Annotated in this window: 23 protein-coding genes; 6 read left to right on the plus strand and 17 right to left on the minus strand. The window is 47.5% G+C overall.

Annotated elements, in window-relative coordinates:
• Window positions 1–59: 59 nt before the first annotated feature.
• The 14 genes from ACUN27_RS23825 to ACUN27_RS23890 all read right to left on the minus strand — a co-directional run bounded on the left by ACUN27_RS23825 (window position 60) and on the right by ACUN27_RS23890 (window position 14829).
• Complete coding sequence (locus ACUN27_RS23825) at window positions 60–1211, minus strand: DUF2264 domain-containing protein (protein ID WP_326061917.1); 1152 nt, start codon at window positions 1209–1211, stop codon at window positions 60–62.
• A complete protein-coding gene (locus ACUN27_RS23830; protein WP_315949071.1) occupies window positions 1204–2325 on the minus strand; it encodes a glycoside hydrolase family 88 protein in 1122 nt (373 codons plus the stop codon). The genes ACUN27_RS23825 and ACUN27_RS23830 overlap by 8 nt, the downstream gene beginning before the upstream one ends.
• Before the next feature lie 17 nt (window positions 2326–2342).
• Window positions 2343–3362, minus strand: coding sequence for a LacI family DNA-binding transcriptional regulator (locus tag ACUN27_RS23835; RefSeq protein WP_326061918.1), 1020 nt, complete (start codon window positions 3360–3362; stop codon window positions 2343–2345).
• Window positions 3363–3496: 134 nt separating this feature from the next.
• Window positions 3497–4843, minus strand: coding sequence for an ABC transporter substrate-binding protein (locus ACUN27_RS23840; protein ID WP_326061920.1), 1347 nt, complete (start codon window positions 4841–4843; stop codon window positions 3497–3499).
• Window positions 4844–5505: 662 nt separating this feature from the next.
• Window positions 5506–6411 (minus strand): LLM class flavin-dependent oxidoreductase, encoded by a 906-nt coding sequence (locus tag ACUN27_RS23845; RefSeq protein WP_315949068.1) that lies wholly within the window; start codon window positions 6409–6411, stop codon window positions 5506–5508.
• A gap of 36 nt (window positions 6412–6447) precedes the next feature.
• Window positions 6448–7230 (minus strand): SDR family NAD(P)-dependent oxidoreductase, encoded by a 783-nt coding sequence (locus ACUN27_RS23850; RefSeq protein ID WP_326061921.1) that lies wholly within the window; start codon window positions 7228–7230, stop codon window positions 6448–6450.
• 114 nt (window positions 7231–7344) lie between these two features.
• Window positions 7345–8430: a Gfo/Idh/MocA family protein gene (locus tag ACUN27_RS23855; RefSeq protein WP_315949066.1), complete on the minus strand. Its 1086-nt coding sequence runs from the start codon at window positions 8428–8430 to the stop codon at window positions 7345–7347.
• Window positions 8431–8467: 37 nt separating this feature from the next.
• A complete protein-coding gene (locus ACUN27_RS23860) occupies window positions 8468–9550 on the minus strand; it encodes a Gfo/Idh/MocA family protein (RefSeq protein WP_315949065.1) in 1083 nt (360 codons plus the stop codon).
• A 584-nt stretch (window positions 9551–10134) separates the two neighbouring features.
• Window positions 10135–10818 carry a hypothetical protein gene (locus ACUN27_RS23865; RefSeq protein WP_315949064.1) on the minus strand — a complete coding sequence of 228 codons (684 nt, stop codon included), beginning with the start codon at window positions 10816–10818 and terminating at the stop codon, window positions 10135–10137.
• A 134-nt stretch (window positions 10819–10952) separates the two neighbouring features.
• Window positions 10953–11915, minus strand: coding sequence for a class II fructose-bisphosphatase (glpX, locus tag ACUN27_RS23870; RefSeq protein ID WP_315949063.1), 963 nt, complete (start codon window positions 11913–11915; stop codon window positions 10953–10955).
• A 41-nt stretch (window positions 11916–11956) separates the two neighbouring features.
• Window positions 11957–12748, minus strand: a complete 792-nt coding sequence (locus tag ACUN27_RS23875; RefSeq protein WP_315950353.1) for a pyruvate, water dikinase regulatory protein — start codon at window positions 12746–12748, stop codon at window positions 11957–11959.
• 27 nt (window positions 12749–12775) lie between these two features.
• Complete coding sequence (locus ACUN27_RS23880) at window positions 12776–13390, minus strand: helix-turn-helix transcriptional regulator (RefSeq protein WP_315949062.1); 615 nt, start codon at window positions 13388–13390, stop codon at window positions 12776–12778.
• Window positions 13391–13625: 235 nt separating this feature from the next.
• Window positions 13626–14168 (minus strand): chromate transporter, encoded by a 543-nt coding sequence (locus ACUN27_RS23885; protein WP_326061922.1) that lies wholly within the window; start codon window positions 14166–14168, stop codon window positions 13626–13628.
• A gap of 16 nt (window positions 14169–14184) precedes the next feature.
• Window positions 14185–14829, minus strand: a complete 645-nt coding sequence (locus tag ACUN27_RS23890; RefSeq protein ID WP_326061923.1) for a chromate transporter — start codon at window positions 14827–14829, stop codon at window positions 14185–14187.
• A 241-nt stretch (window positions 14830–15070) separates the two neighbouring features.
• Between ACUN27_RS23890 and ACUN27_RS23895 the strand changes: the two genes are divergently transcribed.
• Window positions 15071–15439, plus strand: coding sequence for a hypothetical protein (locus ACUN27_RS23895; RefSeq protein WP_315949058.1), 369 nt, complete (start codon window positions 15071–15073; stop codon window positions 15437–15439).
• Between the two features lie 76 nt (window positions 15440–15515).
• On the opposite strand, the gene ACUN27_RS23900 is transcribed toward ACUN27_RS23895, so the two are convergent.
• Window positions 15516–16424, minus strand: a complete 909-nt coding sequence (locus ACUN27_RS23900; RefSeq protein WP_315949056.1) for a DMT family transporter — start codon at window positions 16422–16424, stop codon at window positions 15516–15518.
• Between the two features lie 168 nt (window positions 16425–16592).
• On the opposite strand from ACUN27_RS23900, the gene ACUN27_RS23905 reads away from it, so the two are divergent.
• The 5 genes from ACUN27_RS23905 (at window position 16593) to ACUN27_RS23925 (ending at window position 21770) form a co-directional block, all read left to right on the plus strand.
• On the plus strand, window positions 16593–17996 hold the full coding sequence (locus ACUN27_RS23905) for a spore germination protein (RefSeq protein ID WP_326061924.1): 1404 nt from the start codon (window positions 16593–16595) through the stop codon (window positions 17994–17996).
• 11 nt (window positions 17997–18007) lie between these two features.
• Complete coding sequence (locus tag ACUN27_RS23910) at window positions 18008–19096, plus strand: GerAB/ArcD/ProY family transporter (RefSeq protein ID WP_315949052.1); 1089 nt, start codon at window positions 18008–18010, stop codon at window positions 19094–19096.
• Window positions 19089–20207 (plus strand): Ger(x)C family spore germination protein, encoded by a 1119-nt coding sequence (locus ACUN27_RS23915; protein ID WP_326061925.1) that lies wholly within the window; start codon window positions 19089–19091, stop codon window positions 20205–20207. The genes ACUN27_RS23910 and ACUN27_RS23915 overlap by 8 nt, the downstream gene beginning before the upstream one ends.
• A 122-nt stretch (window positions 20208–20329) precedes the next feature.
• Window positions 20330–21541 carry a threonine synthase gene (locus ACUN27_RS23920; protein WP_445559666.1) on the plus strand — a complete coding sequence of 404 codons (1212 nt, stop codon included), beginning with the start codon at window positions 20330–20332 and terminating at the stop codon, window positions 21539–21541.
• A 13-nt stretch (window positions 21542–21554) separates the two neighbouring features.
• On the plus strand, window positions 21555–21770 hold the full coding sequence (locus ACUN27_RS23925) for a hypothetical protein (RefSeq protein WP_157319815.1): 216 nt from the start codon (window positions 21555–21557) through the stop codon (window positions 21768–21770).
• Window positions 21771–21781: 11 nt separating this feature from the next.
• Here the strand turns inward: ACUN27_RS23925 and ACUN27_RS23930 are convergent, their stop codons facing one another.
• Together ACUN27_RS23930 and ACUN27_RS23935 are read right to left on the minus strand one after the other, a co-directional pair.
• Window positions 21782–22273 (minus strand): hypothetical protein, encoded by a 492-nt coding sequence (locus tag ACUN27_RS23930; RefSeq protein ID WP_445559667.1) that lies wholly within the window; start codon window positions 22271–22273, stop codon window positions 21782–21784.
• 370 nt (window positions 22274–22643) lie between these two features.
• Window positions 22644–26354 (minus strand): rhamnogalacturonan lyase family protein, encoded by a 3711-nt coding sequence (locus ACUN27_RS23935; RefSeq protein ID WP_445559668.1) that lies wholly within the window; start codon window positions 26352–26354, stop codon window positions 22644–22646.
• Between the last annotated feature and the right edge of the window lie 4 nt (window positions 26355–26358).

Consider the following 26358-nt stretch of genomic DNA (forward strand, 5'->3'; position numbering starts at 1 on the left):
TATACATGAAAAAAGCGCCTGTTTCACTAGGAAACAAGGCGCTTTTGGGATATTCTAACTTAGATGGCTTTATCGATGGCAACCGTTTGCCCGGACCAAACCTTCTGCGAGGTCCAAGGCGCATCCGCATCGCTCCAGAACGCATCATTTGCCGGCAAACCAAGCGGCAGGAAGACAGCGGAGCACAGGTATAGGCTGCCTGTTGAGATGTAAGGCTCGCCAAGTTCAGGCTGGTGACCGCATAAACCGATCGTCAGCCAGCCCTCTTCGTCGAAGGTGCCCGGTGCTTCAATCAGACGCTTGATAATGGCGCTTAATGCGCATCTAACTTGCGAAGGAGAAACACCGGTCGGCAGTTCGCGGCGCAGTGCTGTTTGAGCTAGTGCCTGAAATGCGCCGAACCGGTAAGCAAGCGACCTGCCGATGACAGGGAACGTCCCCTCAGGGGAGATGGAACGCTCCTGAACAGCGGCATAACGCTGCGCACGCGCCAAAATATCCTTGCGCATAACAGCCCAATCTTCATAATGCGTATCCACATGCTCAATGATATCAACCAGCATGGGCTGGATCACGAAGCTGTTGTAGTAGTCCGCATGATAATGAGGGCCATCGCCGTACATGCCGTCTCCGAGGTACCACTGCTCATGCTGCTTGAGGGCAAAGTCCACACGCATCTGGTCCCAATCCTCGCCCATAAATCTTAGCGCGGTTTCCGTCATCGCAGCGAACAACAGCCAGTTGTTGAAACCCGGCTTGCGAGTTCTCGTCGCTTTCAAGGCTTGCACCAGATTGCTCTGAACACGTCTCTCCAGTCCATGCCAAAGTGTGTTAGGAGCTCGCAGAATCGCATGCGACAGAAAAGCAGTATCCACAATTGGCTGAAATCCATGGCTAAAGTTCATAAAATCTGGCGATTCAGGATCAGTCGCCGCATCCAGACCTGTACGCACAAGCTGGGCGTAATGTGTCCGAAGCTTCTCCTCCTCTGCATCCAGCGCAGGCGTTTCCAGCCAAGGAGCGATGCCAACGAGCGTACGGGCAAAAGCTTCCAGATGCGAGTACTGGCGCTGCTCTTCTTTTTTATTTTCAACAGGCATCGTTGCCCGCAGTTTTCTATCCGCCAATGCCGTAAGAACGGGATCAGCAATGCGAAGCATGGTTTGTACCCAAACAGAACGGGTACTGCTGGCTGCGGCTTGATTATTCATACCAGTAACCTTTAATTCCTTTCTCCATGCGCACAAGCGCTTCCAAGTAGTAGTAATCTCCCCAGATCATGAAGTCGTCAGGTGCATTTCCACCGCGAACACTGTAGGAGCCGCGCTCAATAAAACCTTGCGCATCAGGTTTGCCGATTGTTGCATACGATTTCACTAGGCCGGCCATGGAGCGTTGGATCGCATTTTCCAAATAAGCACGGTCCGCATCATCAGCAGCCAAATGTTCTAACAACTCAAGTGCTCCTGCTGAAGCAATTGCGGAAGCGGAGCTATCGCGTTTCGTTTCTGCATTCACAGGCGCATTGAAATCCCAGTACACAACGTCATCCTGCGGCAGGCGGTCAAAGAAGTAACGAGCCAGACGTTTCGCTGTTTCTAAGTAAAGTGGATTTTTCGTATAGTGGTAAGAAAGCGCAAACCCATAAATCCCCCATGCTTGGCCGCGAGTCCATGTTGAACCATCGCTATATCCTTGTGCAGTTCCACCATGCAGTGGCTCACCGTTTTCTTGATCAAAATAGAACGTGTGGAACGAGGAATCGTCGCCACGCACCAAATAACGGCGGCTTAAATCGGCATGAATGACAGCAACTTCTTTGTATTTGGCGTCGCCTGTTTGTTCGTAAGCCCAGTACAAAAGCGGCAAATTCATCATGCAGTCAATGATAATGCGGCCACCGTTATGCTCATCGCCTTCAGGACCCCAAGCTTGAATATACTGACCTTTTGGTCTCCAGCGCTTCATCAATACATCGGCAGCTTGAAGTGTAAGCTGTTTCGCATTCTCATCTTTTTCAATGATCCACTGCGCTTTGGAGGAAAGAGAATATAAAAAGCCGATATCATGGTGATCGAGAGCGACATTGTCTTCCAATCTTTTCTTAAAGCTTGCAACCGTTTTCTGTGCAGCCTCTTGAAAAGCTTTGTCGCCACTGTATTGGTAGCCCAGCCACAAAATACCGGACCAGAAGCCGTCCGTCCAATCCGTATTCGGATTCAAGTGATACACATCATTTTCGCTGACATGAGGAAATAAATCCCCAAAACGTTCAATGTTCACTTTCGTTTTCTGTAAAGCATCTTCAATGGCTTGTTTCCACATAAAATGATTCACTCCGTTTACTGTAGTTTGGTTGTTCCTCGTTCTATAAAAGTAAGCGGGACCTCGATTTCGCGGTCTTCGCCTGACTCCGCTTTGTTGCCAATCTTGTGCATCAGCTTGTTTATCGCCATTTGCGCTTGATCGTTATAAGGAATGTCCCAGCTTGAAATGCCAGGATAGCTTTCTTTCGCAATATAATCGTTATTAATGCCAATTAATTTAAGGCGGCCCGGAATATCAATGTTCAGCTTATTAGCCGCAGATAACACTCTTAATGCTACATGATCGTCAAAAGCCACAACTCCAACAGACTTCGCATGCCGCTGCATAAGATCACGCAGGTAGGCTTCGATATCCAATCCCATCGTATCCACAATTTCTTGGGACACTCCGCCACCAAATTGCGCCATCCCGGCATCAAACCCAATGAGACGCTGTTCATCGATGACTTTCGAGCGTTTGCTGCCTAAGTAACAGATCGTTTCGCAGCCATGATCGGCAAGCACCTTAACGGACTGCAAGCAAGCTCCTGCAAACCCAAGATTAACAGCTCCTGTCGCTATGTCTTCCGGCCAGCCCCACCCATTAATCAGAACTAATGGTGTTCCGCTGTTGACGATAGAGCGCGTCGTTTCAAAGCCCATAGCTAAACCATGGCAAATTAACCCGTCAACTCTCCGCTGCAGCAAAACTTCCAAGTGCCTGCGTTCAATATCCGGGTCAAAACCTCCAGAAGAGAAGACGGATAAGTGGTATCCCGCATGATGCGCTTCAATCTGTAAATGTTCGGCAAGCTGCCCATAGTAGCCGGCCATCGCTGGAATAATGAGACCGATTTCATAAGTTTTGTTACGGCTTAAACCTGCTGCCATCGTGTTGCGCCGATACCCCAGTTGTTCAGCAGCCAATTCGACTTTGCGAATTGTCTCTTTCGATGAGCGAATACCACCTCGATTCAACACATTGGAGACGGTGGCAATCGACACACCTGCTGCTTCGGCCACTTCTACAATGGTGACTTGTTTGGGCTTGGTCATCCCTGTTTCAACTCCGTTTTGTTAAACGTTTAACATACTCTATTAGCTTAATGTGAAACGTTTAACCTGTCAAGAGAAAAAAAGACCGGTTCCCTCACTTCAAGGGAAATCCGGTCACTTGTTTTTACGAAGCGTTACTTCGCTTTATTTTTTCCCAAAATCGCGTTAGCATCCTTGCGGAATTTCGCAGCAGCTTCTTCTACGCTCGTTTTCTTATACAAGATTTGCTCGCTTGTTGCTTTGAGCAATTTCTCGACTTCGATGGAACCAACCGGGTTCGGAGGATCCATTTGGGAGCTGTTTTGTTCAGCCCATGCCACATAATCAAAGATTTTCACTTCGTTCGGTGACAGCAGTGGTTTGAGCGCATCTTTCACTTTGGAGGATACAGGCACACCACGGTCGCCTTTAATCAATTTATTGGCTTCAATATCGTTCACGAAGAAGGAGATGAACTTCGCTGCTTCTTCTTTTTGCTTGGAACTGTTTGCAATGGAGAAATACATACTTGGTTTCAAGAACAAGCCTTTATTGCCGTTGCGTCCAGGAAGCGGGAACAATTCAAGCGGACGGTCTTTCACCAAGTTGGCAACAGCTAAGAATTGATTGGACCAACCATTGCCGGTTACGGCGTTGTTCAGCAAAATTTCGTCTTCCTCAGCTACACCTTTCTTCTGTGACTCTTTATCAAGTGAAAGGATATTGCCGGCTTCGTACCATTTTTGATAACGTTTGAAGTAGTCAATGAACGGTTTATCGTCGGTGTAACCAAGCGCTGTACCGTCTGCATTATACATTTTTTGATCGACAGTGCGCAGGTAGTACGGGAAGAAGACTTCATGGTGAAGAGCAAAACCGCCGATTTGCTTGCCGCCAGCTTTCGCTTTTGCCGCAACCGCATCATAATCCTCCCAAGTCCAATCTTTGGTTGGTGTCGGAATGCCTAAGCTTTTAAACGTATTCACATCTACTGTCGTCGCCAGTGCGTTCACGCCTAAGTTCATCGCGACTAACTTACCTCCTACTTCACCACCGGAAATATTATTCGGGGAGATGGAGGAAACGTCGATCAGCCCATTTTTCGTGTAAGGCGTCAAATCAGCCAGCTGATTTTTCCCGCCGTATTGTGTCAAGTAAGAGATATCCATCTGGATAACATCCGGAAGTTGATTGGCTGAGGCTTGCGGAGCAAGTTTTTTCCAGTAGTCGTCGAATGGCGCATATTCCGCTTCAATTTTGACGTTCGGGTTCTGTTTCTCATACATCTCGATGACTTTTAACGTGTAATCGTGACGCGCTTGCCCACCCCACCAAGCTACGCGAAGTTTAACTGGATCTTTGCTAGGTGCTGTAGTTGCCGCTGCTGCTTTGGATGGTTCCGCGCTGGCCGCAGGTGCTGCTGGCGTATTCGTGCCTGATGAACATGCTGCCGCAGTAAACATGATGGATAGCGACAATGCTAAAGTGAACACTTTTTTCATCTCTATTCCTCCCCTAAGTGAGCCGATCAAATTTGGATAACGCTTACATGTTTATTATCCATCTTTCCAGGGGAAAGTTTAATCCAGAAAGTAGAGGTATTTGTTTAAAAAACAGTGTTAAAAAAATATTAAAAAAAAATAAAACCAACCTGAACCTTTTTACGTAGTACTGTTCATGCATGACATTCTTTCAGGGTTAGGGAGGTTTCTTGCTTATGACATTGACACTCAGGTACTACCAAACCGCTTCAATCCGGGACGCCATTTCCATGTTAGTCTGGTATTTACGTAAAAAACGCCGCGCGTAACATGACTTATAGGGTTCGCAAAAATAGTAATAAAGGCTGCTCTCCTGTAGATGATCTACTAGAGATGCAGCCTTTTTGCTAGTATGGTGGGAAAAGCCATGCTTCTTAACGCCGATAATTCCTGCTATTTCCGTGGCTTCTCCATTTTTCATCTAATTAACTGGATTTTCCACCACTATTTGCTTGAATCCACCACATTTTCGGGTAGTATCCGGCCATTTAACTGGAGTTCCTACCTCTATTTCGATCTCAGCTGCTGTGAGGCACTGATTATCGTTAGTTTTTCCATCTATCTAAAACATTTCAAAAAAACCGACAATTTCCCACTACTGGGTACTGTTGCTCTGAAAGCTGTCAGCAAATGATTGAGCTCACTAACTCGTAAGACCTCAATCGCTGCTCATAATCTGCAACCGGCGTGACCAGAAGAAATTCATCGACCTCACAGTCGCTTGCGATTCGCTTCAATTGCTCATGCACGCTAGCTGCTGTGCCAATGAGCATCCTGCGCTGGGGCTGTGACTCTGCACCTTGCAGCCAAGGCATGCCTGCTGCGAGAACTCGCGCCTCCTCCTCCGAATCGGCGCAGACCACACCGACCGCGATGATGACGCGAGGGACTTGCCCTTGTGCGGATGGCACAAAATTCTCCCGGTAGCCTCGCACAACTTCACAAGCATCGCTGTCGCTCATAAATTGGCCGAATACGTAGCCAGTTCCATGCTCAGCTGCTAATGCCGCGCTTTTCGTGTTGGTGCCTAGCATCCACACTTCCGGCGCAACAGGAGGCATCGGCCTTGCCGTTACCGGTTGCCCCTCGCACTCAAACCGGTCTTCCAGCAAGGCCATTAACGACTTCAACGTTTCCGGCAGCTGCCGAACGTTTTCTAGGAAGTTGCCGCTTAGCGCGATGGCGGCATTGGCAGAACCGCCGGGCGCTCGCCCGATGCCAAGATCAATTCTGCCCGGGTATAGGGCAGCAAGCATATGAAAGCTTTCAGCCACCTTCATCGGCTTATAATGTGGCAGCAGCAGCGCGCCTGAACCGATGCGAATACGTTCCGTCCTCGCGCCGATATGCGCCAAGAGAACCTCCGGCGCCGTGCATGCCAATGCAGGCATGTCGTGGTGCTCAGCGACCCAGTAGCGCGAGTAGCCCCATTTTTCAGCTTGCTTGGCCAGCATGACAGCATGTTCGTAGGCTGCGCCCGCGTCTGCGGGGTCTATAACGGGAACAAGGTCTAACACACTAAGCTTCATTCCGATGTGTCCTCCATAACCAGAACCGACGCGAGCTTACAAAGCTTCGCCTTTACCGCCATCAATATTGACCGAAGTCCCCGTTACATAGGAAGCTGCTTGTGAGGACAGAAAGGCGATTACGTTCGCTGCTTCCTCTGCTTGTCCGATACGGCCTAGTGGGATGGCGTGTCTTGCATCACGTGCATACTCATCCCAAGTGAGCTCAGGCGCCTCCCGCTTCCAGGCTTTTTCCAGCTGATCACTGCGAATCTTCCCGATACAAACGGTGTTAACACGGATGCCGTCTCCGGCAAGATCCTTGCTCATTGCGTTAGTTAAAGCCAGTCCAGCTGCACGGCTGACACTTGTCGGCAGGGAGGAAGCCGGCGGAGTTTTGGCGGCAGACGTCGTCAGATTCACAATGGAGCCGCCTCCTGCTTGCTTCATATAAGGAATCGCGTAACGGGAGCAATGAATCGCTCCGAACAATTTCAGTTCCAGATCCTGACGCCAAACCTCCGTACCAACCTGTTCAAAAGGTTTCGCCGCAGAAGTCCCGGCATTATTAACCAGAATATCAATGCCGCCAAAAGCTTCAACCGTTAGCTCGACAGCGCGTTTGCAGTCTTCTTCTGACATAACATCCGCTTGAATCGTCAGTACACGGCCTTCCGTCAAGCCGGCAATATGTTTGGCAGCTTCCTGCAGCTGCTCCTCATTCCTCGCACAAATAGCAACCTTTGCCCCCTCACGGGACAATGTGATGGCAGTCGCCAAACCAATCCCTTTGCTCCCGCCTGTGATTAAGGCAACTTTCTCCTTCAACCCTAAATCCATCCCTACATCCATCCTTTCCTAGACACCAGAGTAGTTCTAGCATACTCTTTTTCGCAGCATTTTTTCAAATGTTGGCAAAAAAAAGAGAGGCATGCGCCTCCCCTTCTCTACTTTCTAGTTATTCAAGTAAACGGCTTTTCCAGTACGCGCCGATTCATAAATAGCTTCCAAAATTTGTGACACAACATATGCTTGCTCAGGAGTCACGACAGGTTCTGCATCCGTTTCAATCGCTTTGATCCAAGTGCGCATTTCCAGATCCGCATCGCTTTCTTTTGCCCCATCATAAAAAGCAACTCCGCCGGCTTTCAGGTCAACTTCCGTTGTATACAAACGGCTGTGTTTTTCGCCATTGATACGAAGTCCGCCTTTCATGTCTGCGCCGCCTTCTGTTCCGCTGAGCGAGCATTTCGCCTCGTCAACTTCCAGCGTGTTCAGAGCCCAGCTGGATTCCAGCATAATTGTCGCTCCGTTTTCCATCACGATCATCCCGAATGCGGAATCTTCCACTGTAAACTTGCTCGGATCCCACGGTCCCCAAGCGTTAGCGGCATTCTCTTTCTGAGACAATTCGTGGTAGGACGTTCCAAGCACAACTTTCGGTTTGTAGTTGTCCATCATCCAAAGCGTCAAGTCCAAAGCGTGTGTGCCGATATCGATCAACGGGCCTCCGCCTTGTTTTTCTTCATCGAGGAATACGCCCCATGTCGGAACTGCACGACGACGAATCGCATGCGCTTTAGCGAAGTAAATTTCCCCAAGCTCGCCTTGCTCACAAACGCGTTTCAAATGCTGGCTGTCCGGACGGAAACGGTTGTTGTAGCCAATTGTCAGCTTTTTGCCTGTACGTTTAGCTGTCTCAGCCATACGTTTTGCATCTGCTGCCGTTTTCGCCATCGGCTTTTCACACATGACATGCTTGCCAGCTTCCATTGCTGCAATAGCAATTTCCGCATGCGAGTCATTCGGAGTAAGAACATGCACGATATCAATCGTTGCATCAGCTAGTAATTCTTTGTAATCTTCATAAACGGTAGCGCCCTCTGCGCCGTATTTGTCAGCCGCCTTCTCTGCGCGCTCGCTCACGATATCACAGAATGCGACAATTTCAACATTTTTCAGCTTGCTCAAGCTCGGCAAATGTTTACCGTTTGCAATTCCACCGCAACCAATGATACCAATACGGAAAATACGTGACATAAGATTACCTCCAAAGTAGGTTGAATTTTATTGTGAATTAATTAGGAAGTTCAATGGTGACTTCACGTTTCTGAAGGGAGGAGCGAATAATACCGTCAATAATCGCTTGATTCCGGACGATTTGCTCACCTGGAATCGGTGCAGGCTTGCCGTCGCGAACCGCTTCTACAAAATCGCGAACTTTTTCATTAAACAAATTTTTATTATGATCGATGATCGGGATTTGACTTTCGGTATGGTGTCCAAGAACATCATGGAAGTATGTGATAGATCCAACAGATCCATCAAACACGCCGCTCCATGGCCCTTTTCCTGCAGGCGTCACTTTTAGTCCGCCATCGGTTCCAAGGAACAGAGTCGGTCCTAATGTATCCATGTGCATCGCCCATGAGATTTTGAAATTCAGCACAAGATCGCCTTCGAATCGGATCATCGCAACACCGAAATCTTCTACATCGAAGCGTGCTGCTTCTTTATGATACAAAGGGTTCGTACCAAAATAGTTAGAACTGTAAGCGGATACGGTAAGCGGTTTCGGATATCCCATCGCATTCAGCGCCATATCAAGCGAGTAGCAGCCAATATCGGCCATTGCACCGGCACCTGCGATTTCCTTGGAGATAAATGTACCGCCAGGCATCCCTCTACGGCGTCCGCCGCCAGTCTCCACGTAGTACACTTTGCCCAGTTGACCGGACTGAACCACATCTTGGATGGTTTTCATGTTCGGATCATACCTCGGCTGGAAGCCAACATTGAGCATGAAGCCTGTCTTTTTCGCCGTTTGCGCCATTTCTACCGCTTCATCCAACGTTACGGACATCGGCTTTTCCAACATGACGTGTTTGCCTGCCAACAAGGCATCAACCGTTGTGCGGTGATGAGCCACATTAGGCGTGCAAATGCTTACTCCATCAAGGTCTAACTCCAGCAGCTGCCGGTAATCGTCAAAGGCCTGCGCCGATGTGAGCTGCCAGAAATCAATAAATTGCGCCGCTTTGCCAGGTACAGCATCTGCAACCGCTACAATCTCTACATCAGCCAGCTCCCGGTAGGCTCTTACATGTGCGCCAGCAATACCGCCGCCGCCAATAATGCCGATTTTCAATGTTTTGCTCATCTCATTACCTCATCGCTACATGTAATATTAAGACATCCTACATAAATGTAGCATAGGAATAATAGGATTTTTAGTCTAACATTAGGACAAAAAAGATAAGAAATTGCGACATGGCATATTTGTGCGAAAAAACGGCTTGTCTTCTGCATGTCGTTGGATGGCCATTCACAAACTATATTGCCCCTTCAAAATCAGGATTGAAGCCGTCGTTCAGAGGGCGGATTACTTCCTGTTTACTCCCTCTTACCTCTTGCGAGCATAAGTTGTTTTCGGCTAACGGACTGAGATGACGCTATCTGCTACTTTTGAGAGGGAATGAGCAGCTAACGGACTCCAGAGTCGTTATTGGCCATGAACTTGCCTAAAACAACGACAAAATGCATAAATAACGGCGCCTCAGTCCATTAGCTCTCAAATTCAGCCGAATTTGGCGGAATAGCGGCTGCTGGGTCCGTTAGCTATTCCCGTTGCAAAACACAAAGAGAGCTGCCCCAGTAGACATCTCTACTTTTGAGGCAGCCCTGTCACAGAAGATGGCCTTCGCCATCTACTCCCCGACCCAGCTACTTCCACCATCCTGCCGCTTACGCGCTGCCTTCACCGCCCACCTTCTTCTTCGCATCCTCCAGAAGACTTCGGTAAGCCGGTTCATCCGGATGATCGCGCACTAAGTCCTCATAGTAGCGGCTGACTCGCTGGAAATAATAAGGATGAACGTCCTGCGTCGGAACAAGCCGGTACGGATCCCAGCGGTACGTCTGCACTTGGTACGCTTGATTCTGCTCTTTCACCCAAAGCGCGAGCTCGCATAAGCCGTCTTTCCCGTCTCTGGTCGGCATATCCTCAATCTCCAAATGATCGTACGTAGTCCCCGGCGGGATCATTCGCTGAAAGCCGCTTGACGTCCATTGGATGATGTCAAGCTCAGAACCTGAACCTGAGCTTGTGCCCTTTTGCTGCCAGCCGATAATGACATCCCAGCCTTGTCTGCGTGAAACGGGCGCTGCCGCAAAATCCGTCACTTCCCTGATTCCTCCTGTGGATGCTGATGCAATAGGAAACCAGTTACCGGAATAGTCCTTGAGCGAGAACAGGTACTGGTTATCTAAAAATCTATACATAGCCGTGATTTCGGGAAAGCCGTCACCGTCAACGTCCGCATACAAGATTGCCGCGGGATTCCCCTGCTGCTGCAGCTGCACGATCTCAGCTTCTTGAGGTATGCAGCTCCGGACGACGGCAAGGAAATCAATATTGTTCATGCTCATGGTTATCCCTCTTTTCGCATCATTCTCAGCTAAAGTATATGCGACTGTGGACTTGGCCCATGATTACTAATAACAAGAACAACAAAAGACCATGCACCTCAACCTAAGTTGACATACATGGTCTTCCTTACGCGTTAGGCGCTCCCAAGATACACCTGCGTCTGATGGACGCAATGAATGAAACGCACGGTTTGCGTTTCAGCTCTCATGACGACCGAGTGAGTCTCAGCGCGGCCACCGAATTGATACTTCACACCGCTCAAGAAATCCCCGGTGGTAACGCCTGTCGCGGCAAAGTAAATATCGGATTCTCCCACGAGATCACGCATGCTCAGCACTTTGGAGGGATCCGTGATCCCCATAGCCAGGCAGCGAGCGATCTCCGCATCATCCTCCGGAAGAAGCCGCCCCTGGAACTCGCCGCCCATACAGCGCAGCGCGGCCGCGGCGAGCACACCTTCCGGTGCGCCTCCCGAACCCACGTGCAGGTCGATGCCCGTTTCGGGAAATGCGGTCGCCATCGCTCCCGCCACATCGCCATCGCTAAGCAAATGAATTTTAACGCCTAGCGTGCGCAGAACTAAGATTTTGTCGGCATGCCGTTTGCGATCCAAAATCGAGACGGTTAGCTCCGTTACATCCTTTTGCAGCAGCTCCGCAGCTTTGCGTACGGTCACATCGAGCGGATCCTCTAACCGTAGATGACCAGCCAGTCGGGGACCGACGGCGAGCTTTTCCATATACATATCTGGAGCATGCAGCAGATTCCCTTTCTCGGCAATGGCTACAACGGAAAGCGCATTGTTTCTGCCGCTTGCAACAATATCCGTACCTTCCAGCGGATCTACAGCCACATCATATTCAGGACCAACACCGCTGCCCACTGGCTCGCCAATATAGAGCATGGGCGCTTCGTCCATCTCACCTTCACCGATGACAACAGTTCCCCGAAATGGAATGGAGCTAAAAATAGAACGCATGGCAGATGTTGCCGCTTCGTCAGCGCTATGTTTATTCCCTTTTCCTGTCCACCGAGCGGACGCCAAAGCAGCATATTCTGTAACTCGAACAATTTCCAGTGACAAATCTCTTTGCATACATCCATTCACCCTTTCTACTTTGGAATTGTTTTGTACGTTTACGTTCTGTCAGCTAAAATAAGTCCTGCTGTCTCTTCGATCGCTTTCTCACTAACATCGATGATTCGGCATCCAAGATCACGATACAATTTCATCGCAAAAGCCAGCTCTTCTTTGACCCGCTCCCCAGTCGCATATTTGGCGCCAAAGGGAAGCCCTACTGCTTTCAAGCGTTCTGTTCGAATGCGTACCAGTTGATCAGGATCCATCATTAAACCAATTAATTTCTTAGGATCTAATTCATATATAATGGCGGGCGGCTTTACCTCAGGAACAAGCGGGTAATTGGCCACCTTATTTCCTTTATGCGCCAAATAAATGCTCAACGGCGTTTTGGAGGTGCGGGAAGGCCCGAGCAAGACAATATGGGCATGTCTCATCGCGCTGGGATCTTTGCCATCGTCACTATTTACCGTGAACTCAACCGCTTCAACCCGCTGGTAATACTGCTCATCCATCTGGTAGAGCAGACCTACTTTGCGCTTCGGCGAATCCTTGAAGGTATCAATGAATGCCTGCATCATAGGTCCCATAATGTCAATCGCATTGACGCTAAGTCGAATGGCTTCCTGCCGCATCATCTCCCTAAGCTCGGGAAGAACTAGCGTATAGGCGATAAAACCGTTCACTTTCGATGCTTCTTCCACTAAGGAGCGCACTTCATCTTCGGTTCGGATGGATCCGAAGCGTTTGACCTGCACTTGGCTGGCATTAAATTGGCGGATTGTTGCTTGTACGACGGTATTCGCCGTTTCCCCTACAGAATCCGAACAAACGAAAATCGTATGCATCTTTTCTCCCACTTGCACTCCTCCTGATTAAATCCCCAGCGCTACTTCAAGCAGCAGTTTGGTCATCGTCGTTTTCGTAATTCGGCCTATTACTTCGTCGTATTCCTGTTCAGGCGTTGCCGGCTTAACGACAGGCAATCCGTCGACTTGATGATGAATCATTTTCCGAGCAGCTTCTAACACGCTGTCTTCCGGGTGCACCGTAACAATGTTCGGATGTCTGGTCATGACGAGTGATACAGGCATTGTGTTAGCGGCGGACTGGCCTAATGTCACCTTCAGCAGATCCTTTCGTGAAACGATACCTACTAAAGCCCCCTGTTGATTTACAATCATTAAACTTCCTACGTTTTCTAGAAAAAGTGTCACGACAGCATCGCTGACCGTAACCGTCTCCCTGAGCACAACGGGAATGCCCATGACTTCTTTGACCTTCATCGCCTCAATATGCTTAAATGGTGAATTCACTTCAAGCGCAGCTTTTCCAAGAAAATAGCCGACTTTCGGTTTGGCATCAATATGCCCAAGCATCACCAAAACAGCCAGATCCGAACGAATCGTCGGGCGGCTAATGCCTAAAAGCTCAGCGATGCGTTCACCCGTAATCGGGGCATGTTTGCCCACAAGATCAATAATTTCCAACTGGCGGGATGTCAGCTCGATGATGTTTCCCTCCTAAACAATTCAAAACCACCTATATAGTGTGTTCTATTTATTATATATTGTATATTATATAGCATAAAAAAGGAAAATAACATTGTTTTATAGCACATAAAATAATTTCTTATCATTTTTGGACACGTTCCGTTCACTTTTTTGGACGCAAAAAAGCCCCCTTTCTACTTCCTGAAGGAATGAAAGAGAGCTTTCTATACAGCTATTGGAAAAAGACGATACCCATAATACCCGCGCCTACAATGATAATAAATGGATGCAGTTTATATTTGATAATTCCCATGAAAGCACCGATTGAGATTAAAACCGTAGCAATCTGCTGCCAGGTGACCGGTAGTTTCGCTTCACCCCAGCCTGCCATGCCAAAGTGTATCGCCGCAAAAATAATTAAGCCGGTGACGACAGGCTTCAAGCCGTAAAAAGAAGATTTAAACCACTTATTATGATGCCATTTGTACAAAAATGCTGCTAATACAATGATCAATAAAAGAGATGGAAGCACCATGCCGAGCGTCGCCGCAATGGCGCCCATTACGCCAGCCGTCTGAAATCCAATTAGTGTGGCACAATTCGTCGCAATCGGTCCTGGGCCTGACCCCGCCAAAGACACAACTTGGTTGAAAGCTTCATCTGTAAGCCATTGGTTTTTGCTCACCTCGTGCTGGATGACTGGCATCATCGCGTATCCACCGCCGAAGGAGATAAACCCAATCTTAAAAAAAGTAAGAAATAAACTGAATAGCACGCTTTTTCACCTTCCCTCATATACCGTCAGCAATAAAATAATCTGCGGCCCGGTTGGTCATAGGCGCTTGCGACTTCGTTTCTCTGCTTGCGAATGGATCTTTCATTCCCCATTTTTGTTTCAAGAAAACGACAGCAATTCCAACCACAAAACCGGAGCCAATCACTAAGATCGGTGATATCGGGAGGAAAAGCAGGACGAGCACGGTCGCTACGGCTGCAAAAAGCGTCATTTTATCGATAATGGATGACTTCGCCATTTTGTAGGCAGCTGCTGCGATCAGTCCGACGATTGCAGCATGAATCCCCTCCATGATAGCCTGCATTTTCGGATAACTTTGGAGAATTGCGTAAACCATACTAAGGAGCATAACAATGATAAACGTAGGAAGCGTAATGCCGATGACGGCTGCTACGGCTCCTCGAACTCCTGCCAAATGATAGCCGACCAAGGCTGAAACATTCACGCCTACACCGCCCGGAGCTGCTCCGGATATGGCAAGAAGTTCTGTCATCTCATCATCTGACATCCACTTATTCGTCTCAACCACTTCTCTATGAATAGCAGGCAGCATAGCATAACCGCCACCAAAAGTAAGTGGGCTGATCCGCAGAAATGTCCAGAAGATGCTTATTAATTTACGAAAGTTGTTTGTTGGCATGTTGGTTGACCTCCCCTGCACTTAATTCTATTTTGAACTAAAGAGAGTAGAATGTCCAATCATTTTTACTAATCCGCTCTCTAAATCCCCCTTATAATGCAGGACGAACGTTTATTTCAATCCCGATCATCCCGATTAAAAATGTAAGTTTAATTTATTTTGGTATAAAGGTCAGCTTTCAAACAAATTGGGGTAAGCCTAACGTAAGAACACCTAACCTAATTGAAAGGAAGGATGAATCATGAGCCGAATCATTCAAGCGTATTTTCACACGGAAAATCAAGCGGAGGATGCAAAAGTATTGTTGATGAAATACAATCCGGAAATGCTCGAGGTTGGATCACTGGAGGGCGGATATAACGGCAGCGGACGGCTGCTGCTTCCCATCTTGGATGGCGGTGGTTTGGTAAACGAAGCAAACATGAACAACAGTTTTGCGATGACTGGTGCGCTGCCGACTGCGGCTCTCAGCTCTTCCGATTATGCGAGCGACCGAGACGCCACTGCACTTCATTATGTGCTCACAGCCAAAGTCAAATATGCAGATTATTCAGGGGCTGCTGAGATTATCCGCAGGAACCATGGGCATCTGGAGGAATTAGATGAGTAGGCAAAAGAGTTCCCTCAATCCAGAGAGCACTTGCCCCAATGAAAAAAAGAGCTTGCCGACATCGGCGAGCTCTTTTTTATGCAGCATTTGTCTGCCGCTTTTTCATGGCATAGTTCGTAATATAGACCCCAGCCACGATTAGTATCGCCCCCAAGAGATGATACACTCTTAGTGATTCGCCCGTAAAAGCTGTTGCAAATATCGCGCTGAACATCGGGATAAAGTTCAGAAAACCCGCACAGCGTTGGGGTCCCAGGATTTCGATGGCGCGGTTCCAGCTCAGGAACGCAATGATTGATGCGAATAATCCGATATAGATGAGTCCTGAGATAAGCGCTGAATTCCAAGCAATCTGCGGGGATTTCACCGCCACTTCGGTTAATGAAAGCGGAATTAGCAGGATCAAAGCGACGACAACCTGCGCCAGCAGCAAGGGGCTGGAGGGAAATCGCCCCGCTACCTTTTTCATGCCTACGGAATATAGGGCCCAACATAGAACTGCCGTTAGCATCAGCAAATCGCCCTTATTAAAAGACAGATGAAGCAGCGCTGACAAGCTCCCTCGACTAATGATCCAGCTCACGCCGGCCATTGAAATAAAAATGCCCGGCAATGCCGTCCAAGCTAATTTTTCTCGCATGACCAACCATGTCAGGATCACCACAAGTATCGGCGTCGCAGAGTTCATGAGTGAAGCGTTAATGGAACCTGTATATTGAACCGCGACATAAGTTAATGTGTTGAACCCGGCAACGCCGGTTGCAGACAAGAACACAAGCATTTTCCAATTCCGGAGAAATTCAGCCCTTAACCGCCAAGTTTGCTTGCCATAGAAAGGTAGAAGCAGCAGAAAAGCAATGCCCCAGCGCAAAGCGGCTAAGGTAATGGGCGGGATATGCTCAACGAGCGCTTTGCCGGCCACAAAATTACCTCCCCATATACAAGTGGCGAGCAATAAAAGTATGTAGGGGGATTGTCGTATCATGCGGATCAAACTCCTTTGTAAATCCTTCATCTGGTCATGCCCTTCTACATGATAACATATGACGAACTCCTAAAGACGATGTCCCATCTAATATCGAATAACAAAGTGGTTGAAGTTACATACTAACGTATGGAAATATTGTGAAATAACTTAAGGAGATCAATGCGGATGAGCAGTGAAGAGATAAGGGAAATCAGCCTGCTAGAGCAAACCCTGCAAATGCTTTGCGATTGTTCTGACTTGACGAATCACCATTTTCCTCTTCATCAGGTCGATTTGGTTTATTTCAGTTATCTTGTCAGTCCAGAAGCTCTAAGGAATGATGTCTTAAATCTGTTTAATGCAAAACACGACAATATGGTAGCGATGTTGAGCAAGTCTTCCTTCAAGCAGAAACTTCAAGTGAACGAAATCGTTCATGATATTCTGAACGGTTGTATCGCTATTTTTTATAATCATAGTGCTTATTTGTATGAAGCATACGCGCCTGAATCACGAACGATACAAAGCTCAGAGACGGAAAGTGTCATTAGTGGTCCAATGGACTCTTTCACCGAATCACTCAGCACAAATCTGTCTTTAATTCGCAGACGCATCAAGGATCCGTCACTCAAAGTGCTTGCCTTCACAATTGGCAGCAGAACAGGCACATCGTTAAATCTCCTTTATTTGGACGGTCTTGCAGATTCGTCTCACGTGCAGCAGTTAAGCGAGATGATAGAAAAGCTCGATATTCCGATCATCACTGAAACAAATATCCTTGTTCAATATTTAAGCCCTAACAAGTACTCCTTGGCACCGCAAATCTTTACAAGCGTGCGGCCTGATCTCATCGCGAATAAACTGATCAGCGGCAAAATTGTCGGGCTGCTTGAGGGGAGTCAAACTGCCTTCAGTACCCCAACTTCCTTTATTGAATTTTTCATGTCGCCTGACGATTATTATCAACCGTGGCCCGTCGCCTCTGCCGTTCGTATTTTACGACTTATTGCCTTATTCATTACACTCAGCTTCACAGCATCCTATGTCTCGCTAGTCACTTATCATTATGAGATGATTCCGCCATCGCTGTTGCTAAACTTAATGGAATCCCGTAATCGAGTGCCTTTTTCACCGCTGGTAGAAGCCATTTTTATGGAGATGACCATTGAGCTTCTTCGTGAAGCAGGGGCACGCTTACCCACCAAAATCGGATCTACGATTGGGACTGTCGGGGGAATCGTCATCGGCCAAGCGGCTGTTCAAGCTGGTGTAACAAGCAATATCCTCATTATCTCTGTTGCGATTTCGGCCATAGCCTCCTTCGCCATCCCTAGTTATATCATGAGCGCTTCCATTCGGATAATGCGATTTGGTATCATTCTGTTGGCTGGTATATTTGGAAATTTCGGTCTAGTTTTCGGCCTCGGATTCTTGATCGTTCAACTTTCCAGTTTACATATGTTTGATCTATCTTATTTATCACCTTTAGCACCATCGCAACCAAGTCGTTGGTTAGATCAGATTATTCGAGCGCCCGTGCAAATTTTGGCTAAATTGAAAAAATTCACCCCTAATAAATCAGGCAAATGAAGGAGTTACTCATGCGGGCAAAGCTCCCTTTTTTTCAGACCACCATTCTAGCCAATTTCATCCAGACCGGTGTCGTCGTATTCAGTCTCCCCCGTCTGTTAGCAGAAAATATCGGGACAAACGGGTGGGCAGCCCTGCTCATCTGTTCAGTCGTCGCTTCTTGCAATCTTTGCTTGATTTCATTGGTTTATCGGTTCGGACAAGGGAAATCCATCTTCGATATCACGAAGTCTGTATTACCTAACTTCATTATTATTCCATTTTTTTGTCTATTGGCTGCATTATGGGCTATTCTGGGCAGTCTGATTGCTAAAGAATTCATTCTCATAATTACTTCTTTATCCTTCCGTTCACTCCCCCCGATTTACTTATATCTGCTGCTTGAGCTGCTTGTATTTTTACTTTTATCCAAAGGAATTTTTTCTATCTCCAATTCATCTGTTATCGCTTATTTCTTGTTAACTTGCAATTTCCTACTTTTGTTTTATGCTCGCAAAGACTTTGATTTATCACGAATGACTCCTTTTTGGTTTAAGGAAGTTGATCATACTCTAAAAGGATGGTTCCAAATTTATTCAGCATTTCTAGGTTATGAACTTTGTCTCCTTCTATTTCCCTATGTAGATGAAAAATCACACTTAATGCGTAGCTTTCAAATCGCTAATCTCATTACAACCGCTAGCTATGTTTTAGTTAGCTTTATTTCCTTTGGCTTTTTCAGCTTGCATCAGCTTCAACATATGAAGTTTCCTATGTTGAATTTGCTATCCTACGTGGAGCTTCCCTTTGTGAAAAGAGTGGACGATCTCGTATTCAATCTCTCCCTGTTACGAGTAATTGTTTCGAATGCCATGTTCGCCTGGGCGTCCGCTGAAACACTCAGACGGCTCTTTCCAGCAGCGAAATTCCGTTCAATCCCCTATGTTGTCTTAGTTATTTTCGCAGCAGCTACCTTCTTTGCCATACCAACAACGCTCGAAGAAACAGAGCCGTGGATATTTAGATTTGGAGTTGCAGAAGCAGCGGTTGCTGTCATTCTTCCCATTGTATTACTTACTATCCTTCTTATTAACAAGCGAAGAGGACAAAATTATGCGTAGTTTGTTTATTCTAATCATGCTATTCAGTCTCACAGGTTGTGCCCAGCAGCAACGGATTGAGAAATTAGGCATGTCGGATACCGTAGCTTTAGATCCTGCGTATGATGAAAATGGAAAACCATCCAATACGCAATTATCCATTGCTATATCGGTCCCGAGAGCAGGAAAAACGAACTCCGCACAATTAGATATCTTGCAGACAAAAGCTTCTACACCCAAAGAAGGAAGGAGTAACTTCTCCCGCAAAATTGATAAAGTCATTGTTTCAGGTCAATTGAGAAGTATGCTTTTCGGGAAGGATCTAGCTAAGCAAGGCATATGGAAAGCTTTAGACTCCTACCGCCGTGATTATACAGTTGGGGAGCGGTTAAAAATCGTCGTTGTGAACGGTAGCGCTGTCGACATGTTAACCCATTCCTATGCTCAAATCAGTTCAGTCGGAAGTCACATTGAGCAGCTTCTAACCCAAGAGGCAAAAATTCATGATGTCCCTGAAGTTACACTCTACAGCTTCGCACGCGATTATTTTGACGATGGAATTGATCCCATTGCACCTCTGGTCATGATAAAAAATGATAATGTGGAAATAGATGGAGTCGCCTTGTTCAAAAAAGATCGTTACATTGGAAAGATCAGTCAAGACGACACGGTGATGTTCGCTATTCTGCATCAAAACCTTAATAATGCCGAATTCAATATCAGATTTATGGATCAATTGTCTGGTCAAAAAGAAGGAGCGATGATTAGCTCCATTGTTTCCAAACGAAAAGTGTCTATTATGAAACAAGCTGGAGGCGCTCCTCCAAAAATTGTTATGCAAATTCGATTAAGCGGTATTATTTTGGAGTATACAGGGGCTTCGACCTTTAAACATGCAGATGAGCAAAAAGCGCTAAATCAAGACTTGTCCAAAGCCATTCGTGAACAAATGCAAGCAATTCTTAACCAAGTACAACGCATAGGAGCTGACAACTTGGGAATCGGCACTTATGTCCGAAACAGTATGAATTACGACGAATGGAAGCAGCTGAATTGGGACACTCTCTACCCAAATGCGGAGATCCGCGTGGAAGTAGACACCAAGATTCGTGACTACGGGATGATACGGTAAACAACTTTTCATGTTACGTTGACACGTTGCTTTCATTTCTATTACGATGGCTAAGTAATTGTCCATAGGTTGGTTCAGACAACTGACAACTTCCACATTTGAACGTTTAGGAGACTTGAGCCATGAAGCATAGTTATGTATCTCATCTTTATTGCCCGAAATGTGACACGCGATATACAGCCGAGGACAAGCATCAGCTGTGCAGCTGCGGCTCACCGCTTTTAGTCGCATATGACATGGAAGGCATTGCCAAACACTTGACCCCTGCCATGCTTCGCGACCGCGAACCAAGCCTTTGGCGTTATCGCGAACTGCTGCCCGTCATTCAGCCGGAGCATGTCGTTACGCTTGGCGAAGGCTTTACCCCGCTGCTTCCGATGCGCAGCATCGGTGCAGATATGCAGATCCCCGGTCTGCTCATGAAAGACGAAGGCCTGCTGCCTACCGGCTCTTTCAAAGCCAGAGGCGCAGCTGTCGGCATTTCTAAAGCGAAGGAACTGGGCGTGAAGGAACTTGCCATGCCGACCAATGGCAATGCAGGTGCAGCGTGGGCTTTATATGCTGCAAGAGCGAAAATGAAATCAACGATCATCATGCCCGTCGATGCTCCGCTCATTACTCGTAATGAATGTGCGATTTCCGGGTCCAATCTGTATCTGGTCAACGGTCTCATTAGCGATGCCGGGCGGATAGTCGCCGATCTCGTCAAATCCTACAGCCTCTACGATGCTTCAACGCTCAAAGAACCGTACCGAATCGAAGGCAAGAAGACGATGGGACTTGAAATCGCCGAGCAGCTGGGCTGGAAGCTTCCTGATGTTATTTTGTACCCGACTGGCGGAGGCGTTGGATTGATCGGGATATATAAAGCGCTGCAGGAACTGCAAGCCTTGGGTTGGGTGCAAGGAAAATTGCCGCGGCTTGTCTCTGTGCAAGCAGAGGGCTGTGCGCCTATCGTCAAAGCTTGGGAAAATCAAGCGAAAGCTTCGGAATTTTGGCAGGAATCCAAGACGGTCGCCTTCGGCATCAACGTTCCGAAAGCGCTTGGCGATTTCTTAGTTTTGGAGGCCATCTATGCGACTGGCGGATGCGCGATTTCCATTCATGACGAAGAGCTGCTGCAAGAGCAACAGCGAATCGCAGAGCTTGAAGGAGCCTTCGTGTGCCCAGAGGGAGCCGCTACGTTCGCAGCCGCAAGAAAGCTGAAACAATCCGGCTGGATCGCCGAAGATGAGTGCGTTATTGCGCTTAACACGGGGGCTGGAATTAAATATCCGGATACCGTAAACGTCCAGGTTCCTGTCTTGCAGCCGGAGGAACGGATAACGAGATAAGGACGTGCCGGGGGTGAATAACGAATTGAACAAAACACTGATTACGGACATGCAATTATTTGCGGCGGCACTCTCACAAGCGAATGTCGCCGTCATTCAGTGCACGGCGGATGATATCCCAGTTTTTCTCGCGGTCGGTAAAATTAGAAAGTACACGCCATTCGAGGTACAGATCGGTGAAATCTCATATCTGCGGGAAGAAAGCGAGTTTCGCATTAAAGAAGATTGACGATGAAGCTTTTAATAGAAAGTCACTTCACAATAAGATCCCAAGGGAATTATCTCATTTAAATACTTGTACATAGCTTCCTTCTCGCGATTTTGAAGATTTCTAATCGCATGAAAATCAAAATAAATCAAACTCTCTGCGGCATCATAGTAGACAAACGATAAATGACCGCAGGGAAATAGCCGATTAATGGCTTCAATAATGCCATGTTGGTTCAAATTCCTGCGCTTCGCCGTTTGAACAACAGCTTCCGGAAAGTCCTGCGGCAGCGGGACTTTATCCGTTTGCACCAAGTTATAGGCTTTCACCTCATAGCTAACATAAGGATACAAGTAACCGCTTGCATAACGTTGCAGACTCTCAGCATCCTTTTCCGGCAAGTTCAAATCTTCGTTCCAGGCATAGATCGTCGCTTTATGTTTTTCCGGCGTATGAATCCGTACATATTTCAAATGCGGAAAACGCTTTTTCACCAACTGCTCCGATAATAAACGAGTTCCCACCTTAATCACCTCTTCGAATTATGTCTTATTATCTTATTCGGATACCTATCATCGTAGACCCTCCACTTCTTACTCGTCACCATTCTCTTAAATGGAAAAAGTACTGCTAATTTCTTCATTTCTGCAGCTCTTGAGTCAATAGATGGAATTTCTCCTGCTTATTCCTCAAGTTTCCTCAGAAATGAGGCGAATCGACTGAAATAGCTGCACAAGCTCCAGTTATTTTATCAAACTCCTACTCCACGCCATTTTTAACAGTAGAAATTCCAGTTACTCCGTGAGCGAACCCCAAAACATATAAACTCTATAACATGTTAAAAGAAAAGCCTGGCAGAAAGATCATAGATCCCCACCAGGCCCTTCTTATTACCTATTTTAAAATGTAACTGGCAACCTCACTTAAATCCAGAATATCGATGATACCGTCCACATGGACGTCCGCTTTGCTATTCCAGTTAGGATCGGTATTTCTTAATCCATAATGAGCGGCAATAAAGGCTAGGTCGCCGATGCTCACTTGACCGGAGTTATTCACATCGTATCCATGACTTGTGTGCACGGAAGCTTGGAACGCTGTCAGTGCGGCGTTCAGCTCTGCAACAGCTTGCGTAATTTCAGCCTGCGTGACATTCGGATTCGCTTGAACGGCTTTGGCCTTCGTAATGGCAGCTAGAAGATCAGCTTTCGAGCCAGCTGGATATTCCCCTTGACCAATTCCTTCTACCGCTTGTGCGTATGTCGTTTCAGCCGTGCTAATAAGCGCATTCAACGCAGACAAGTCGGCATAACGAATCGTAATCGGTTTCTCTACCCCTTGGAAAGTGGTTTCCACCCCTGCTGCATTAGCCACCTCTGCCGAACTGTAAACGTTGGTGACAACCGTACTGCCTACGGACTTGGCTCTGAGTTGAAGTGAGATCAGCTCGCTATTGCCCGTCACAGCGTAGTCAGTCCCTAAACTAACCAAGATGATTCGCACCTTGCCAGGTGTACTGTACACATTGCCTACAACACTCACTCCATCTTGCAATTCTTTGGTTGATACATATTCGAAGTAATCCGGATTATAGGTAAAGCTCACATTTTGGGCGATGATGGGCTCCGTAATACCACTCAGTCCGTATGTCAGCGTGAGCGTCTCCCCGGGTTTTAATGTGCTTCCCCCGCCTAAAATAATGCCAGGCTCTTGCGGCTCACCTGCCGGCACTGTAATGTTCGGCATTGGCGGCTGGGTCATCCCTCCACCGAGGTAATAACTCACATGAGGCGGCTGATTGTAGCCGGTATTTTCACGAGCTACACCTAATCGGTAGACAGGATCATGCATAAGCGTATAAAAGCGGTAATCTGTTACATCGGTAGTCATATAGATGCGCAGCGCGCTGCTGTCCTCAAGCCGCCACATGGCTTCTTCACGCCAGTCACCGAATAGATCGGCTTGCAGGCCGGGATTCCCTTTTGTTCCATTGTTGGAGAACGTCCCCTCTGCTGAAAGCAGCGTCTTCACTTGCGAATTCTCATAATCCCATTTCAAAATATTACCTACACCGGTCAACGTCGTATCGTTGTAGGTATGGTCGAGCAGTTCACGTTGGAGATCTCCATCCCACCAAATCACGAAGTTCGCAGGCGGAATATGTGTGGAAATCTCATTGCCCTTCACATCGTACATCCCCCCGGAGGTACTGTTCCAACCTCCCGCATCAATAGCCCAAGATTCAGCGCCTTTGTACCGAGGATCGATATCGGCGGATACACCACGGCCTACATCATAGGTTGTAGGTTTCCCCCAGATGAGCTCGCCTGTTTTCGCATCGCGGAATTCCAATCCTGCACGGCTCGGCTTTTCTTCATGCACCTGAAATACCTCATAGCCAGGACGATCCGGATCCAAGTCACTTAAATGCATGGCATCTCCATGCCCCAAGCCCGTTGTATAAAGTCCTGTACCATCATTGTCAACCGCCATTGCGCCATACACAATTTCATCTTTGCCGTCCCCGTCAACATCGGCAACGCTTAAATTGTGATTTCCTTGACCTGCGTAGCTGCCATTTCCAGGAGTGTTTGAATCAAACGTCCACACCTTCGTTAACTGTCCGTCTCTCCAGTTATACGCGACAAGAACTGTTCGTGTGTAGTAGCCACGTGCCATAATCAGACTTGGATGCTCGCCATCCAGATAAGCAATTGCTGCCAGAAAACGATCGACCCGGTTACCATACGTATCTCCCCAGTTCCCCACCGTTCCCCTTGGAGGTTCGTAAGAAGTCGTCGTAAGCGTTTTACCTGTGGTACCTTCAAAAATGCTCAAATACTCAGGACCGGACAAAATGTAGCCCGATGAATTGCGATAATCCGCTGCCCCATTACCGAGCACGGTTCCGGCTCCATCGATGGTTCCGTCCGCCGTTTTCATGGCGACTTCCGCCTTGCCGTCTCCGTCCAGATCATACACCATGAACTGTGTGTAATGGGCTCCAGCCCGGATATTTTTACCCAAATCAATACGCCATAATTGGGTGCCGTCAAGTTTATAGGCATCCACATAGACATTGCCTGTGTAACCGGACTGAGAGTTGTCCTTAGAATTGGACGGGTCCCATTTCACCACATATTCATATTGTCCATCGCCATCCAAATCCCCGACGCTGACATCATTCGCACTGTACGTGTAAATGACCCCATCCGGAGTGGTGCCCCCCGTTGGTTTATTTAGCGGAATATCCAAATGATTCGTTTCCATGACAGATGCGCTGTCTGAAGCCGTTTGCTCAATTCCGCTCACGATCGCTCGAACCGTATAAGTCGACTGCAGCGTGCCTTCCGTATCAAGGTAGTTCGTACTTGAGGTGATTGGGGAGCCGTTAATCTTCTGGCCGTCCCGATACAAATTGAATGAGATGCTGCCTGGCTCTGTGCCCAGCAATCTCCAACCGACATATACGCCATTGCTCACTTTAATTGCCGTGGTGCCTCGTTCCAGACGTTCCATTTGGCGTAGGAACACTTTTTTGATCGGCGATACGACAGAAGCTGTGAGATCAGATAGCCCCGCCGAATTTACGGCTGCAATTTTGTAATAATAAGGAACATTTGTTGTCACGGATTGATCAACATAGGATGAATCCGTCGATCCGGCAATTCTACTGTAAGCCCCTGCCTCGCTTGACGATCTGTAAACATAGTAGTAAACAGCTCCTGAGACGGTGTCCCAATCTAAACTAACGGAGCTTTCTGTGGCATTCGTGATTTGAAAATGGCCGGGAACCGTTGGCTTTTGGCCCGTTCCATCTGCAACGGTTACCGTCAGCGGGCCACTTTTCGGTGATTCATAACCACCAACTGTGTTTGTTACCGCATACGTGTAAGTTAAGCCAAGTTCAACTGAATTGTCTGCATACGCTGCTGCACTCGTTGTTCCAATTTTTGTATAATCGGCTTGTCCTTCACCTTTCCTGTAAATGCTGTATTCGCTCACGCCCTGTGCAGCATTCCAACTAAGCTGCACGCTTGGAGATGGAGATACGCTCACACTTTCAACTTTGACACCGCTCATGACCACAGCCGGCGTAATTTCGATGGCGTTGACACGGCCGTCATTGCCGCCAATGTCCACGTTCATCTGTCCGTCTGCAACCGTAACAACAGCCGTGACATCCTGAAAGCTGCCGCTGGCCGTATTCGTGGAACCACGATTGATCCCCTCAATCGTTACGGCCGTCTTATTGCTTGCCGTTCCATCACCTGCGGTAACTTTGACGAAATAATCTCCATTTTCCATATCCACTTTAAATGAGAAGCTTTTATCAATCACAAAATCTCTTAAAGTATCGCTAAAATTAGCTCCACGATCTCGGCTCGCTATGGTTTTGCTTAGGCCAAATCCGGTAGCACTGCTGTACAAGGTGGACTCCGAAACCCGTGTAAAACCGGGAGCCACAGGACTTGTCGCTGTTCCGAAATCAAAGAGGTAGGCTTGCTGAGCAGCAGAAACCGATTTAGGAAGTACTGCTGAGCCTGAAAATACGGCAAATGCCATCGTTGCGCTTAAAAAGAGCGGAAGTTTTCTTATTTTCATTTTC

This window comes from Paenibacillus sp. WC2504 (genome assembly GCF_052682475.1).